General features: G+C 27.7%; 13 protein-coding genes and 1 other annotated feature. All 13 genes read left to right on the top strand.

All coding sequences use genetic code 11. The features are described 5' to 3' along the window. The first annotated feature begins 64 nt into the window (after nucleotides 1–64). The 13 genes from OIF33_RS12185 (at nucleotide 65) to OIF33_RS12125 (ending at nucleotide 15,013) form a co-directional block, all read left to right on the top strand. On the top strand, nucleotides 65–817 hold the full coding sequence (locus tag OIF33_RS12185; RefSeq protein ID WP_322504533.1) for an ABC transporter ATP-binding protein: 753 nt from the start codon (nucleotides 65–67) through the stop codon (nucleotides 815–817). Then, the gene (locus OIF33_RS12180; RefSeq protein ID WP_322504532.1) at nucleotides 810–3,257 is read left to right on the top strand and encodes an extracellular solute-binding protein; all 2,448 of its coding nucleotides are present in this window, start codon (nucleotides 810–812) and stop codon (nucleotides 3,255–3,257) included. The genes OIF33_RS12185 and OIF33_RS12180 overlap by 8 nt, the downstream gene beginning before the upstream one ends. Before the next feature lie 6 nt (nucleotides 3,258–3,263). Next, nucleotides 3,264–3,449 (top strand): hypothetical protein, encoded by a 186-nt coding sequence (locus OIF33_RS12175; RefSeq protein WP_322504531.1) that lies wholly within the window; start codon nucleotides 3,264–3,266, stop codon nucleotides 3,447–3,449. A 279-nt stretch (nucleotides 3,450–3,728) separates the two neighbouring features. After that, nucleotides 3,729–4,814: a 2-aminoethylphosphonate--pyruvate transaminase gene (phnW, locus tag OIF33_RS12170; RefSeq protein WP_322504530.1), complete on the top strand. Its 1,086-nt coding sequence runs from the start codon at nucleotides 3,729–3,731 to the stop codon at nucleotides 4,812–4,814. Between the two features lie 2 nt (nucleotides 4,815–4,816). Beyond that, on the top strand, nucleotides 4,817–5,632 hold the full coding sequence (phnX, locus tag OIF33_RS12165) for a phosphonoacetaldehyde hydrolase (RefSeq protein ID WP_322504529.1): 816 nt from the start codon (nucleotides 4,817–4,819) through the stop codon (nucleotides 5,630–5,632). A gap of 273 nt (nucleotides 5,633–5,905) precedes the next feature. Continuing rightward, nucleotides 5,906–6,175, top strand: a binding site (T-box leader). A 221-nt stretch (nucleotides 6,176–6,396) separates the two neighbouring features. Continuing rightward, entirely contained in the window at nucleotides 6,397–7,746 is a 1,350-nt protein-coding gene (brnQ, locus tag OIF33_RS12160; RefSeq protein WP_322504528.1) for a branched-chain amino acid transport system II carrier protein, read from the top strand. Nucleotides 7,747–8,016: 270 nt separating this feature from the next. Beyond that, a complete protein-coding gene (locus OIF33_RS12155; protein ID WP_322504527.1) occupies nucleotides 8,017–8,889 on the top strand; it encodes a YitT family protein in 873 nt (290 codons plus the stop codon). 131 nt (nucleotides 8,890–9,020) lie between these two features. Continuing rightward, a complete protein-coding gene (locus OIF33_RS12150) occupies nucleotides 9,021–10,367 on the top strand; it encodes an FAD-binding oxidoreductase (RefSeq protein ID WP_322504526.1) in 1,347 nt (448 codons plus the stop codon). Nucleotides 10,368–10,613: 246 nt separating this feature from the next. Next, the gene (locus OIF33_RS12145) at nucleotides 10,614–10,967 is read left to right on the top strand and encodes a hypothetical protein (protein WP_322504525.1); all 354 of its coding nucleotides are present in this window, start codon (nucleotides 10,614–10,616) and stop codon (nucleotides 10,965–10,967) included. 200 nt (nucleotides 10,968–11,167) lie between these two features. After that, the gene (locus tag OIF33_RS12140) at nucleotides 11,168–11,992 is read left to right on the top strand and encodes a Cof-type HAD-IIB family hydrolase (protein WP_322504524.1); all 825 of its coding nucleotides are present in this window, start codon (nucleotides 11,168–11,170) and stop codon (nucleotides 11,990–11,992) included. A gap of 63 nt (nucleotides 11,993–12,055) precedes the next feature. Next, entirely contained in the window at nucleotides 12,056–13,477 is a 1,422-nt protein-coding gene (locus OIF33_RS12135) for an NAD(P)/FAD-dependent oxidoreductase (protein ID WP_322504523.1), read from the top strand. A 4-nt stretch (nucleotides 13,478–13,481) separates the two neighbouring features. Beyond that, entirely contained in the window at nucleotides 13,482–14,372 is an 891-nt protein-coding gene (locus tag OIF33_RS12130) for an NAD(P)/FAD-dependent oxidoreductase (protein ID WP_322504522.1), read from the top strand. 263 nt (nucleotides 14,373–14,635) lie between these two features. Beyond that, nucleotides 14,636–15,013, top strand: a complete 378-nt coding sequence (locus tag OIF33_RS12125) for a gamma-glutamylcyclotransferase family protein (RefSeq protein ID WP_322504521.1) — start codon at nucleotides 14,636–14,638, stop codon at nucleotides 15,011–15,013. Nucleotides 15,014–15,183: the final 170 nt, after the last annotated feature.

Raw genomic sequence — 15,183 nt, 5'->3', positions numbered from 1 at the left:
TAACTTAAGAGAAGTTATACTTAAGTTAAAGAAATTAAGTAGTGATTTATTAGGGGGAATAAAAGTGTTAGAACTAAGAAATATAAAAAAAGCTTTTGATGGTAAATCAGTATTGGATGGAGTTAGTTTTGAAATACAAAAGGGAGAAATAGTATCAATGCTAGGTCCAAGTGGAAGTGGGAAAACTACTTTGCTAAATATAATTTTGGGATTTACAGATGTTGATAATGGAGAAATAATTTTTGAAGGAAATGATATAAGTAATGTATCAATGAAAAAGAGAGGGTTTAATATAGTTTTTCAAGATTATGCTCTTTTCCCAAACCTTAATGCTTATGAAAATATAATTTATGGGTTGAAAAACAAGAAAAATACAATATCAACAGAAGAATTAGATGAATTAATTGATTTATTGGGATTAAAACCTCATCTAAATAAAAAAATACAATATTTATCTGGGGGACAGAAACAAAGAGTTGCTTTAGCACGTACCTTAGCTACAAGACCGAAAATATTACTTTTAGACGAGCCTTTAAGTGCTTTAGATGGAGTAATAAAAGAAACTATAAAAGATAAAATAAAAACTATAACTAAAAAATATAATCTTACAACAATTATAGTAACACATGATCCAGAGGAAGCACTAACAATGTCAGACAAGATTTTAGTTATAGATAAAGGAGAGATATCTCAATTTGGAACTCCAAAAGAAATTATAAATAAGCCTGAAAATAACTTTATACAAGAGTTTATATTAAGACAATTAATAATAAAAAAAGAAAATATTTATAATTTATTTGGAGAATGTTATGCATAGAAAAAAGATAGAAATAAAATCACTATATTTAATAATTTTAGTTTTTTTCATGGTTTTTCTTATTTCTCCTTTATTTATACTTTTTATAAATTCATTTAAAGAAGGAGATGGATTTGGGTTATCAAATTATATGTTGATATTTAGCAGTAAAGAAGTTTTTATAGCTCTAATAAATAGTTTGAAAATTTCTTTAATAACAGCAACAATAACAACAACTTTAGCTTTCTTATTAGCATATGGAGTAAATTGTACGAACTTTTCAGAAAGAATAAAAAAGTTATTAAATATATCAATATCAATACCTATGCTTTTACCAACAATAACATATGGGTTTGCCATTATGTATTCCTTTGGAAAAGAAGGATTAATAACAAGATTTGTAGGGAGAGAGATCTTCGAAATTTATGGTTTTAATGGGCTATTAATTGGGTATTTGATCTATACATTGCCGTCAGCATTTTTGCTTATAAATAATTCATTTCAATATATTGATAAAAAATTTATTTTAGTTTCAAAACTTATGGGAGATGGGAATATAAAGAGCTTTTTTAGCACTATTGTTAGACCATTAATTGGGACACTATCAGGAAGTTTCTTATTGTCTTTTGTACTTAGTTTCACTGATTTTGGTATACCAGCATCTTTAGGTGGTACATATAGTGTAATTTCAACAAAGCTTTATGAGGTTATGTTAGGATCTATGCCTAACTTTGAATTAGGAGCTGCCATTGCAATATTTATGTTAATACCATCAGCTATGGGTATATTACTTCTTGGGTACTTGGAAAAATTTGATTTCCATTATGACAAGATATCAAAAGTTGAACTTACTAAAAATAAATTTAGAGATTCAATTTTTTCTATATTTTCAATTTTAATAATGATTGTAATTATATCTATTTTCATAGTTATATTTATAGTTCCATTTGTTAATGATTTTCCTTATGACATGAGCTTTACTACAAAGTTTTTTAAAGAAGCTTTTGAATCTAATCAAATAATAGATATATTCAAAAATTCTTGTTTAGTAGCATTTATGACAGCATTAATTGGAACGTTTATTGCATATGTAGCTGCTCTTATAAATGTTAGAACAAATATGAGTAATAAAGAAAAAAAATCAATAGATGTTTTTTCTATGATAACTAATACTGTTCCAGGAATGGTTTTAGGATTAGCTTACTTATTTTTATTTAATAAAAGTAATTTAAAAGGTACTTTTACAATAATAGTACTCTGCAATATTGTACATTTTTTTACTACTCCATATATGATGGCAAAAAGTTCCCTTTCAAAGATGAATCCATCATGGGAAACCACAGCAGAATTATTAGGAGATAGTTGGGGGAAAACGATTTTTAGAGTAGTAATTCCTAATTCAATATTAACAATAATAGATATGATAAGTTATTACTTTATAAATTCAATGGTTACTATAAGTGCAATTATATTTTTAATTACAGCTAGAACTACAGTGATAACAAGTAAAATTAAGGAATTTCAACATTATGGAGATTTCAATAATATATTTATTTTATCCATTCTAGTTTTTATTACAAATATTATAGTTAGAGTTTTTTCAGAGAGCATAAAAAGAAATTTAGCTGATGATAAGAAAAAAGTTGAAAATAAGAGACTTAAATTTTTAAACAAAAGATTTAAAATTGCTACTTCTTTAGGTGTTATTTTAGTTTTAATCATTGGTTTTATTTCTTGTAGAAATAAAGTAGAGGATAAAATAATCATTTATACCAATGCAGATGATGAAGCAATCCAATTTATAAAAGAGAGTTTAGATAGTGAAGGATATGAAGATATGTATATTGTTCAACCTATAGGTACATCAGAATTAGGTGGTAAGTTATTAGCTGAAGGAAAAAACATGGAGGCTGATATAGTAACCATGAGCTCATATTTTTTAGAAAGTGCACAAGTTAAGCATAACATGTTTGAGACCTTAGATTTCAAGTTAGATACATTAGAAGAATATCCAGATTTTTATCTGCCTATTTTATCTAATACAGGAACCATGTTTATAAATACTAATTTTATAAATTATAAGGGATTAGAGTTTCCAAAATCATTAAAGGATCTTACAAAAGAAGAGTATAAGGGATTGATATCAATACCAAACATAATGAATTCTTCAACAGGATGGCTTTTAGTACAAGGTGTAATAGGAGCTTATGGAGAAGAGGAAGGAAAAGAGATTATGAGAGGAATTATTAATAACTCAGAATCTCATATAGAGTCATCAGGTTCAGCCCCTCTTAAAAAAGTTAGCGTTGGAGAAGTTGCAATAGGATTTGGGTTAAGGCATCAGGCTATTTTATATAAGAAACAAGGAAAAGCAATAGACTATGTAGATCCACTAGAAGGGAATTATTCTCTTACAGAGGCAGTAGCTGTTCTTAAAAAAGATAATAAAGATAGGCAATAACTATCTATGAGAATGACAGAAATAATATTAAGTAAGGCAAGAAAAAAGTTAATAAATAATTATCCTGTTCCTTTATATAAAGGAGAAATAGTTCAGGATTTTAATAAACCTAGTTATCAAAAAAAGTTTGAAAAGAATTTAACTGCAGAACTATTAAATGAACATCAAGAATTTTTTAATGAAGCAAAGTAATTTTAAATATAGGATCTGTTTTCGGTACGTGCTGATTTTTAGATAGAACCGTAAGATTATCTTAATGAGCAGTTAGTATTGCATTATATGCGTAAGAATAATAGCGTTAAGAAGCTTTTTCTGTTTGAGCATAGCGAGTTTAAAAGCTTTAGCTATTATTCTGAAGCGGATGATAGCAATACTTTGCGAAATTAAGTTAGGTCTGAAGGGCTAGCTAAAAATCAACACTAGTTTAAAAAAGAGCCAAAGTATAAATTATAAAGTGAGAGGGAGAGAAAAATGAATTATAAACTTTTAACACCAGGACCTTTAACAACAACTAAAACAGTAAAGGAAGAAATGCTTTTTGATCGTTGTACATGGGATGATGATTACAAAGGAATAACTCAAAAAATAAGAAAAGATATTTTGGAAATAGGAAATGTTTCAGGTGATGAGTACACTGTTGTTTTAATGCAAGGTAGTGGAAGTTTTGGAGTTGAGTCAGTTCTAACAAGTGCAATAAAAGATGAAGATAAAGCTTTAATTATTACTAATGGAGCTTATGGAGAAAGAATTGTTAGTATGGTTAATTGCTTAAAAATTAATAATTTAGTTTATAGCTGTGATTACGATAAGTTACCTGATAAGTATGAAATAGAGAATATTCTAAAGGAAAACCCTGAATTAACACATGTTATTATGGTTCATTGTGAAACCACAACAGGAATATTAAATCCCCTTGAGGATATAGCAAAGTTATGTAAAAAATATAATAAAAGTTTTATAGTTGATTCTATGAGTAGTTTTGGAGGAATTCCAATAGATATCAATGAATTAAAAATAGATTATTTGATTAGTAGTGCTAATAAATGCATACAAGGGGTACCGGGCTTTAGTTTTATAATAGCTAATACTGAAAAACTTTCAAAGTGTGAAGGAATATCAAGAAGTGTTTCTTTAGATTTATATAGCCAATGGAAAGAGATGGACAAGGATGGTAAGTGGAGATTTACATCTCCAACTCATGTAGTTGCAGCTTTTTCTAAGGCTTTAGATGAGTTAAGAGAAGAAGGTGGAGTTCAAGCAAGATATGATAGATATAAGAAAAACAATGAACTTCTTAGAGCTAGATTAAAAGAAATAGGAATCGAAGCATATATAGATGAAAACTTACAATCCCCTATAATAACTACATTCTTTTTAGATAGAGATAAGTTTGAGTTCGGAGAGTTTTATAAATATATAAAAGAAAGAGGGTTTGTAATTTATCCAGGAAAACTTACCTATGCAGATACATTTAGAGTGGGAAATATTGGAGAAATTTATATAGAGGATATAGAAAAACTTTGTAGCATAATTAAAAATTATATGGAGGGAAAATAAAGATGAAAAGAGTAGAGGGAGTAATATTTGACTGGGCTGGAACAACTGTGGATTTTGGATGCTTTGCACCCATAAATGTATTCATAGATATATTCAAGGATGCAGGAATAGATGTAACTATGGAAGAGGCTAGAAAGCCAATGGGGATGCTAAAGAGAGATCATATAAGAACTATGCTTGAGATGGATAGAATTAGGGGGTTATGGAGAGAAAACTATGGTAGAGAATTTACTGAAGATGATGTTGAGAAACTTCATAGTAAATTTGAAAAAACTCTTTTAGAATCTCTTTCAAAATATACTGAACCTATACCAGAAATTTTAGATGCAATTAAATATTTAAGAGAAAATAACATAAAAGTTGGATCAACAACAGGATATACTAATTCAATGATGGATATAGTAACTAAGGGAGCAAAAGAAAATGGTTATGAACCAGATTTTTGGATTACTGCAGATTCAACAAATTCATGTGGGAGACCATATCCTTATATGATTTTTAGAAATTTAGAAGAATTAAAAATTTCCTCTGTTTTAAGTGCAATTAAAATTGGAGATACTGAATCAGATATAAAAGAAGGAAAAAGTGCAGGAGTATGGACTGTTGGAGTTGTTGTTGGTAGTTCTACAATGGGTTTAAGTTATGAAGAATTTAATTCTCTTTCAGTCGAAAAAAAAGAAGAGGCAATACAAGAGACAGAAAAAAAATTCTTAGAATGGGAAGCTGATTTTACTATAAGAACTATGGGAGAAATCGGAGAACTAATAGAAAAAATTAATACATTAATATCTGAAGAGAAAAGTCCGAAAAAATATTAGTTTTTATAAGAAAAAATAGCATATTTAACTGGCTATAAATATACACTAGTTATTATAAATAAAAAACTATATTAATCAAAAGGGATTAATATGGTTTTTTATTAAACCTTTTAAGAACTTTAAGAGATTAGTTTTTGTTTTAAAATAAGAAAAATTATTCATTATAATTTATTTTTTATTAATTAAAAATAGAAATGAATAAAAAATAAATAAAAAATACACTTGTAGTTGACAGATGGAAAAATAAAAGGTAATATACATATAAATTCAAAAGCAAATTCTATGAAGAGAAAAAGTAAGAAATATTTATTGTTCCACAGAGAGTTGACAATTTGCTGAAAGTCAATGTTCAAGGTATATCTGAAAATCATCTCGGAGAAGTAAAACTGAAGCTATATTTTAGTAAGTTTTATCGGATTTTCACCGTTAAAGGAAAAGCGTATTATTTAGTACGTATTTTACGAGTGCTATAAGTTTAATCTATTTTATTTAGGTTATATTTATAGAATTAGGGTGGTAACGCGATTAAACCTCGTCCCTTTTTATAAGGGGACGAGGTATTTTTATTTTTAAAGGGGGCTTTTTTATGGACATAGAAGGTGAAATTATAATTTTTTACAGTGATTAAAAAGTAAGACTATATTTTATATTAATTTTTAGAGTGAGTAAAATATTAATTTAGATTTGATTTAAATTAATATTTATTTAAAACATAATTATTATTTAAAATACGGTCAATAAAAAAAGAAATGGGGCAGGTATTTATGAAAAAATTATCAAGAAAAGATTTGTTATTAGTAAGTTTAATGTTATTTTCATTATTTTTTGGAGCTGGAAATTTAATTTTTCCGCCATTTTTAGGACAAGCTGCTGGGGGAGCCACTTGGATTACTATTTTAGGTTTCTTCGTTACGGCAGTAGGATTTCCTGTTTTGGGAGTAGTTGCTGTGGCTAAATCAGGAGGTTTACATGCCTTAGCTAGTAGAGTAAATCCGCTTTTTGCAACGTTTTTTACTGTACTTATATATATTTCAATAGGACCAGGGTTAGGGATACCTAGAGCAGGAAGTTTGCCTTTTGAAATGGCGGTAGCACCTTTTTTACCAAAAGGACTTATATCTAATAATTTAGCTTTATTTATATATACTTTTGTATTTTTTGCTGTGGCATATTGGTTATCTTTATCACCAGCAAAGTTAGTAGATCGAATGGGAAAAGTTTTAACACCAAGCTTACTTATATTAATATCATTGATTTTTATAGCCAGTATTTTTAAGCCTTTAGGAGCCTATGGAGAGGTAACTGGGGTTTATAAAGAATCACCATTTATAAGTGGATTTTTAGATGGATATATGACTATGGATACAATTGCCGCTCTAAATTTTGGAATTGTTATAGCTCTTGTAATCAAATCAAAAGGGGTAAAAGAAGAAAAATACGTTGTTAAAACATCTGTAAAAGCAGGAATAATAGCAGGAGGATTATTGATTTTAATATATTCAATGCTTGCTCATTTAGGAGCTACAAGTGGAGGAAGATTTGGACTAACAGAGAATGGGGCTCAAACTCTTGGGAACATTATGACATATATATTTGGAAAACCAGGTGCGATTTTATTAGCAGTAATATTTACACTGGCTTGCTTAACAACTTGTGTAGGGCTTATAACTTCTTGTAGTCAGTATTTTCAAACTTTAACTAAAAAAATAAATTATGTTTCTTGGGTTAGGATATTAACAGTAACAAGTATGATTTTAGCTAACATGGGGCTTAATAAGATATTAGCAGTATCAGTACCAGTATTAAATGCAATATATCCTATGGCAATCATGCTTATTCTTTTATCGATGTTAGATAAATTTATAAAGGAAAATTCAATTGTCTATGGTACAACTATAGCATTTACCACAGTAGTTAGCGTTTTTCATGCATTAAGTGGAGCAGGTATAAATATAGAGTTTATAAATAGACTTTTTGAAAAATTACCATTTTACTCAAAGGGATTAGGATGGGTTTTACCAGCCTTCTTTGGATTGGTAATAGGCTTAGTATTAAAGTCTTTTGTAGAAAAGATTAGAGAAAAAGATACAGAAAAAATCTTAGAGGTAAATTAAATTTTTTATATTAAAGTAGTAGAGGACTTTTCACTCCAACTTTATAAAAATTTTTCTTTGACATATGAAAAAATACTATTATCGAATATTAATATTTTAACTTATATAGAGAGAAAATAATAAATAGTTAGTAAAAAGTATAAAATATCATAAATTGTAAAAATAGTAATTAAAACTATTTAAAAGAAAATTATTGATGATATAATGAATTAAATAAATTTTCAAACAATAAGTAATAGTAAAAAAATAACTTTGAACGGAGTGAAGTGAGTGAATAAAAAGAACAAAAGAATTTATCAGGTTGCCTATAGAATTACTGCCATAATTCTTTTTGGGGCTTTAGCTGGAATTGGGGTTAATTTTTTCTTGACACCTGCACATATTTATTCATCAGGGGTTACAGGAATATCTCAGCTATTATCATCAATTGGTGGGGATTTCTTTAATATTCATATTGATATTTCAACATGGGTTCTAATTTTAAATCTACCACTTGCTTATTTATCCTTTAGAAAACTTGGTAGGAAATTTACTTTATATAGTTTTCTTTCAATAATTTCATTATCATTTTTTATAGGTTTTATTCCAACAAGAGCACTTACTGATAATCAATTATTAAATTCTATATTTGGTGGAGTGTTTATGGGAGCTGGAGTAGGAATGTGCTTTAGAGCAGGATTCTCTACTGGTGGTACAGATATAATAGTTTTAGTTGTACAAAAAATGACTGGTAAATCAGTTGGACAACTAGGATTCTTAGTAAATGGAATAATACTTTTAGTTGCAGGATTAGTTTATGGATGGGAATTAGCTCTTTATAGCTTAGTTTCAATCTATGTTACTACTAAAGTTATAGACTTATTTTATATACAGCAATTTAAACTTACAGTAACTATATATACTAAGAAAGAAAAAGAAGTAGTTGATAGCTTAATTAAGAGTCAAATGAGAGGAGTTACAATTGGAAGAAATCTTTATGGTGGATATACTAATGAGCCATTAAGTTCAGTTACTACAGTAATTTCAAAACATGAATTACTAATTGTTAAGAAAAATGTTATGGATATAGATCCAGAAGCTTTTGTAAATATACAACCAACAGTTGAGGTTGTAGGAAAATTCTACGATAATTCTCTTATATAGTTTAATAAGTGAAGGATTATTTTAGTTAATTTAACTAAAGTTATAATCTTTCACTTCTTTTTTTGATTTTATAAATAAAAAACTTATGATATCATCATTAAAGGAAAGTATTTAGTATAGAAGGTGAGCTTATGATAAATGTTGATTTCTCTAAATTGACTGGACAAGTTATAACTAGGGGAGATTTAGAATATGAAAAAAGTATAGAATCATGGAATAGAGCTATAAAAAAGTATCCTTTAGGAATAGTATTTTGTAATAATATTGAGGATGTAAAAAATGCCTTAGCTTGGGCTAAAGAGAATGATATTTCTTTTAGAATAAGAGTTGGACGTCATAATTATGAAGGTTATTCTACAGGAAATGACGTATTAGTAATAGACTTAAGTAAAATGAATAATATAATTATTGATGAAAATAACATGATGGTCACTATAGAAGGTGGCGTTAAGAATGAAGAAATATATGAAGCATTAGGAGTTTTAGGATATCCATTTCCAGGAGGTGGATGTCCAACAGTTGGAGTTGTAGGATTCGCACTAGGTGGAGGTTGGGGATATTCAAGTAGATTATTTGGACTTGGATGTGACAATCTTTTAGAAGTAAAGTTTATAAATAGTAGAGGGAAAATTATTATTGCTAATGAAAAAGATAATCCAGATTTATTTTGGGCTGCTAAAGGTGGGGGAGGTGGCAACTTTGGTGTAGTTGTTTCGATGACCTTTAAAATTCCTCAAAAAATAGAGATGGCAACTTTAATAGATATAGATTATCCTAATGTAGAAAAAGAAGAAATGGTTTATGTAATAAAGACATTACAGGAAACATTTAAAAATTTAGATAGAAGAATGAATTTAAAAACAGCTATCTATAATTCAAAAGATAAAGGCATAGGAGTTAAAATTACAGGATTATTTTATGGAAATAAAGATGAAGCAAATGAAATATTACTTCCATTTAAATTACCAACAAAAGTTAATTTTAATTTGAGCTACATGAGGGTATTAGAAGCTAATAGAAAAATAGAATATAGTCATCCTCCATATGAAAAGTATAAATCAACAGGAAGATTTATATTTAGAGATTATGAAACTTTTGAAATTGAAAATCTTATAGACATAGTTTCCAATAGAGCAGAGGGAGCATATTATGCTGCTATATCTTTTTATGGATTAGGTGGAGCAGTATCAGATGTAGAAAAAGATTCATCAGCATTTTATTATAGAGATGCAAGATTTATTATGGGCATACAATCTGTTTGGGAAGATGATGTTTTTGCAGAAGAGAATATAAAATGGATAAAAAATAATTTTGAATATATAGAGAGTATAACTAAAGGATCATTTATAAATTTTCCTTTTGAAGGTCTTAAAGATTATGAAAGAGAATATTATGGTGAAAATAAGGACAAGCTAAGAGAGATTAGAAAGATATATGATGAAAATAGCCTTTTTTCTTTTGAACAGGGAATAAAATAGAGTTATATAAATCAAAAAGCATAGAAAGCTTAAAAGTTTTCTATGCTTTTTACATATATGCATTAATTTTAATATATTGATTAACAGTTAATTATATATTTTTCATATAATCTATATATACATTTATTTTAAAAAGAAATAATAATTAGGAGTTGTTGATAATTTTTCTAAATGTATTATTATATATTTAAGAAAATTATAAGTGTAGTTAAGCGAAAAATATTAATAAACAAAAGGAGAAATAAAATGGCTCATAAATCATCAATTATTTTAAATAAAGAAAAATATGACTCCTACTTTGATAATACAGTTAAAAATACAATTTTTCATCATTTAAAATGTTTATTATTAGGAATAGTGACTTTAGGATTAGCTTACCCATGGATTCTTTGCATGAAGTATGAAGAAAAATGTGAGTATACAGTTATTTGTGGGAAAAGACTAAAATTTATAGGTGATCCTAAGGAATTAATAGGACATTGGTTACTTTGGTGGATATTAATAATAATAACTTTAGGATTTTATAGTTTAGTAGTATCAGTTAGATTTGAACAATGGACAACTGCAAATACAATTTTTGAAGATATTGAAATAAAATAAAAGTATTTGATATTTAAAAGTATAGGAATTTATTGAAAATTTCTATACTTTTTTATAATATAATCAATTTATTTTTATTATTACATATATAAGTATAAGATTATTATTATTATCTAAAACAAATATTTAACTTATTAACAAGAAGGGTATATAATAAATATGTAAAGAGAGAGAATTAACAAAAGAAAGAAGTGGTTAGTATGAGTATAAAATTAATATGCATTGATATGGATGGAACTCTACTTATGGATCAGCAAAAGGTTGCTGAGGAAGATAAAAAAGCAATAAAAGAAGCTGTAGAAAAAGGAATAACTGTAGCCATAACAACAGGAAGAGTTTATGATTGTGCAAGAATGTACTCAGACACAATAGGATTAAAAACTCCAATTATAGCTTGTAATGGAGCATATATTGGTGGTGCTAATAATGAAGAGATATATAATAATCCTCTTAAGCTTGAAGATTTAGAGGACTTTAATAGAATAACAAAGAAAAATAATCTATTTACATATGTTAATACGAACTGGGGAATTATTTCAACAAAAGAATTACCAGACAACCATGTGTATAAAGTTTTAAATAAAACATTACCAGAAGAAGAAAGAGTAAGATTAGAAGTTGTTAAAGATTTAGATGAAGCATTTAAGAAATATGATGGAGAAATATTAAAAGGCGTATGCGTAGAAAAAGAATTTAAAGATAAATTAAAAGAAGCAAAAGAAGAATTAATTGCTTGTACAACAGATTTAGAAGTTGTATCTTCATGGGATGATAATTTTGAAATTATGAAAAAAGGAAGTTCAAAGGGAGAGGCTGTTAAGATGCTTGCTAAGCATTTAGGAGTTTCTCAAGAGGAAGTAATGTGTATAGGTGATAGTGAGAATGACCTATCAATGCTAACTTGGGCAGGAACTGGAGTGGCAATGGGAAATGCTATAGATTCAGTTAAAGAGGTTGCTAACTATGTAACATCAGATAATAAACATGCAGGTGTTGCAGAGGCTATAAGAAAGTTTGCACTTTAAAATTATTAGACAAGCTTAATAGCCTTTTATTAAAGTGAAATTTTGGTTAAAAGGAGATACAGTATGAAAGATATTATAGTAATAGGAGCTGGAGTAGTTGGATGCTCAATAGCTAGAGAATTATCAAAGTATGATTTAGATGTTTTAGTTGTAGATAAAAATAGTGATGTATCAGAGGGAATATCAAAAGGAAATAGTGGTATAGTACATGCTGGATATAATGAAAAAGTTGGTACTTTAAAGGCAAAATTAAATATAGAAGGAAATAAAATGTTTGATGATTTATCAAGAAATTTAGAATTTCCTTTTAAAAGAAATGGTGCACTTATTTTAGCATTTTCAGATGAAGATATGAAAGCTTTAGAAGGATTAAAGGAAAATGGCGAAAAACTTGGAGTTGAAGGACTTGAAATACTTAATAAGGAAGAAGCTTTAGAAGTTGAATCTAATTTAAATAAAAGTATAGTTGGAGCTTTAAGTGTAAAGACATCTGGTATAGTAAGTCCATATGAAATGACAATTGCTTTAGGTGAAAATGCTGCTGAAAATGGAGTAGAGTTTAAATTAAACTCAAGGGTAACTAATATAGAAAAAGTATCAGAAGGATATAAAATAACTTTAAATAACCAAGATGTATTAAATGGAAAAGTTATAATAAATGCATCAGGATTAGAGGGAGCATTCCTAAACAATCTTGTAAGTATGAAGAAAAGAGAAATAGAGCCAGTAAAGGGTGAATATTGTTTATTTGATAAAGTAGCGGGAGCTATGATAAATAAAACTTTATTCCAAGTTCCAAATAAATTAAGTAAAGGAATTTTAGTGACTCCAACAGCAGAGGGAAATCTTTTAGTTGGACCTAATGCAGAGAGCGGGGAAAAATTAGGAACATCTAGAGAAGGTATTGATGAAATTTTAGAGAAGAGTAAAAAATCAGTTGAAGAGTTACCTGTAGCTAGAATTTTAAATACATTCTCAGGAATAAGACCTAAAACTAAAGATGGAGATTTCATAATAGAAGAAGCAGAAGGTGCTGAAAACTTTATTAATGTTATCGGAATTGATTCACCAGGATTAACTGCAGCTCCAGCTATAGGGGTATATGTAGTTAATATGCTTAGAGAAAAATTAGATTTAGTAGAAAAGAAAAATTTTAAAGGAACTAGAGAAAAAATAGCTAGATTCGCAGAACTTTCTTTAGAAGAAAAAAATAAATTAATAAAAGAGAAACCAGCATATGGACATATGATTTGTAAATGTGAATTTGTTACTGAAGGTGAGATAGTAGAAGCTATTCATAGACCTATACCAGCTACTACTGTTGATGCCATTAAGAGAAGAACTAGAGCTTCAATGGGAGGATGTCAAGGTGTTGGTTGTACACTTCCTATAAGTAAAATCTTAAGCAGAGAATTAGGCGTGGATATAAGTGACATAAACAAAAATAGTGAAGGTTCACCAGTTATTGGTTTTAAGGAGGATTAATGCTATGAGAGAATATGATTTAATTATAATTGGGGGAGGAGCATCAGGTCTTCTTTCAGCTATTAATGGTAAAAAAAATGGAATAGAAAATATTCTTTTAATAGAAAAAGATCCAAGCTTAGGTGGAGCTTTAAATTCAGCTGATTATAACATAAGTGAAAATGGTAATTTAACAGGAATAGAATATAAAGAAAGTTTATTAAAAGAATTTAATGAATTAGATGTTGATGTTAAATTAAATACTATGGTTTTAAAAATAGAAGATTCTAATGAGGTTCTTTGCACAAGTAGTGAATGTGGAGTAGAAAAGATAAAAGGTAAAAACATAGTAATCGCTAATGGTGGTAAAGAAAAAAGTAGAAATGCAGTTCAAATACCAGGAGACCGTATAGCTGGTGTTTTAACTGTAGGAATGGCTAAAAAAGCTTTTGGAATTAAAAATATGGTTCCAGGTAAAGATATCTTTATAGTAGGAGATAATACTTTTTATATGATTCAAGAGGATTTAAAGAAACATAACATTAAAATTGCTGGAATCATAACTGATAAATCTAAAGATGAAGTTTTTGATTTAAGTGAGAACTTATATTCTGGTTATGAAATAACTTCAATTCATGGAGAAGGAAGAGTAAATTCTGTAACTATAAAAAATGGCAATGAAAAGAAAGTTATAAAATGTGATACAGTAATGTTTGCTTATCCAATGATTTCAGATGGCTTAGTTGCACTAAGAAGTGGATTAAAATTAAATCCAAGCACAACAGGTCCAGAGGTAGATGAAAATTTAGAAACTTCTAAGAAAAGTATTTATGCTTGTGGAAATGCAATTTATGTGCATAAATCAATAGAAGAAATTGAAGATGAGTGTAAAAAACTTATTAGTTATGTAAAATAAATTTGATTAAATTTTATATTACTATTTATATCATTAAATCTTAGAATAGTAATATAAATAATATATAATATATTATTTAATAAATCCATTAAGAAATAATATTTGGCAATATTACATAAGGATTTATAAAATTTTAACTCTACTAAAAAATTAATTTAACTTTTTAGTGGAGTTATTTTAGTATATTATGGTAGAATAAGTTAACAGATTATAGATATATTGGAATAATATATATGGTATACGTTAAGAAAAGGGGAGAGTATATGGTTTATTTTGCTTATGGAAGTAATCTAAGTTTAGAACAAATTAAAAGAAGATGCCCTGAAGCTATTCCTATGGTTAGGGTATATCTTGAGGATTATAAATTAGTTTATAATAAATATGCAGATATAATTCCATGCCAAGGGGAAAGGGTATATGGAGCTATTTATGAGCTTTCAATAAATGATTTAAAAAATTTAGATGAATTTGAAGGGTATCCATATCTTTATGAAAAGATAAACTTAAAGGTTCAAGATAGTAATGGTGTTTTTTATGAGGCATTTGCTTATGTGATGGTTGAAAAAGGAAATAAATTACCGGAAGATGATTACTTAGATATAATAAATAAGGGATACCAGGATTGGAATATTGTTTTATAAATCTAAAAATAAGGATTATGGTGAAATTTTTCATCATAATCCTATTATTTTTAATTTTTCTAGGTTATGTTTTAAGTAAATATTGATTTTTAGATTTAGTTAAAAATCAACACTAATTTGAAACAAATCGCTTTTTTAATACTAAGATTAAAGGAGAATACTTAGTTTTT

It is taken from the genome of Clostridium sp. LIBA-8841, assembly GCF_034439435.1.
GTDB lineage: Bacteria > Bacillota > Clostridia > Clostridiales > Clostridiaceae > Sarcina.
Note: the sequence above shows the minus strand (reverse complement) of the source record. Positions and strands in the feature narration are given on the sequence as shown.

Coding starts and splice junctions, on each gene's coding strand:
- OIF33_RS12180 (WP_322504532.1), top strand. CDS start 810: ATGCATAGAAAAAAGATAGAAATAAAATCACTATATTTAATAATTTTA.
- OIF33_RS12175 (WP_322504531.1), top strand. CDS start 3,264: ATGAGAATGACAGAAATAATATTAAGTAAGGCAAGAAAAAAGTTAATA.
- phnW (WP_322504530.1), top strand. CDS start 3,729: ATGAATTATAAACTTTTAACACCAGGACCTTTAACAACAACTAAAACA.
- phnX (WP_322504529.1), top strand. CDS start 4,817: ATGAAAAGAGTAGAGGGAGTAATATTTGACTGGGCTGGAACAACTGTG.
- brnQ (WP_322504528.1), top strand. CDS start 6,397: ATGAAAAAATTATCAAGAAAAGATTTGTTATTAGTAAGTTTAATGTTA.
- OIF33_RS12150 (WP_322504526.1), top strand. CDS start 9,021: ATGATAAATGTTGATTTCTCTAAATTGACTGGACAAGTTATAACTAGG.
- OIF33_RS12145 (WP_322504525.1), top strand. CDS start 10,614: ATGGCTCATAAATCATCAATTATTTTAAATAAAGAAAAATATGACTCC.
- OIF33_RS12140 (WP_322504524.1), top strand. CDS start 11,168: ATGAGTATAAAATTAATATGCATTGATATGGATGGAACTCTACTTATG.
- OIF33_RS12135 (WP_322504523.1), top strand. CDS start 12,056: ATGAAAGATATTATAGTAATAGGAGCTGGAGTAGTTGGATGCTCAATA.
- OIF33_RS12130 (WP_322504522.1), top strand. CDS start 13,482: ATGAGAGAATATGATTTAATTATAATTGGGGGAGGAGCATCAGGTCTT.
- OIF33_RS12125 (WP_322504521.1), top strand. CDS start 14,636: ATGGTTTATTTTGCTTATGGAAGTAATCTAAGTTTAGAACAAATTAAA.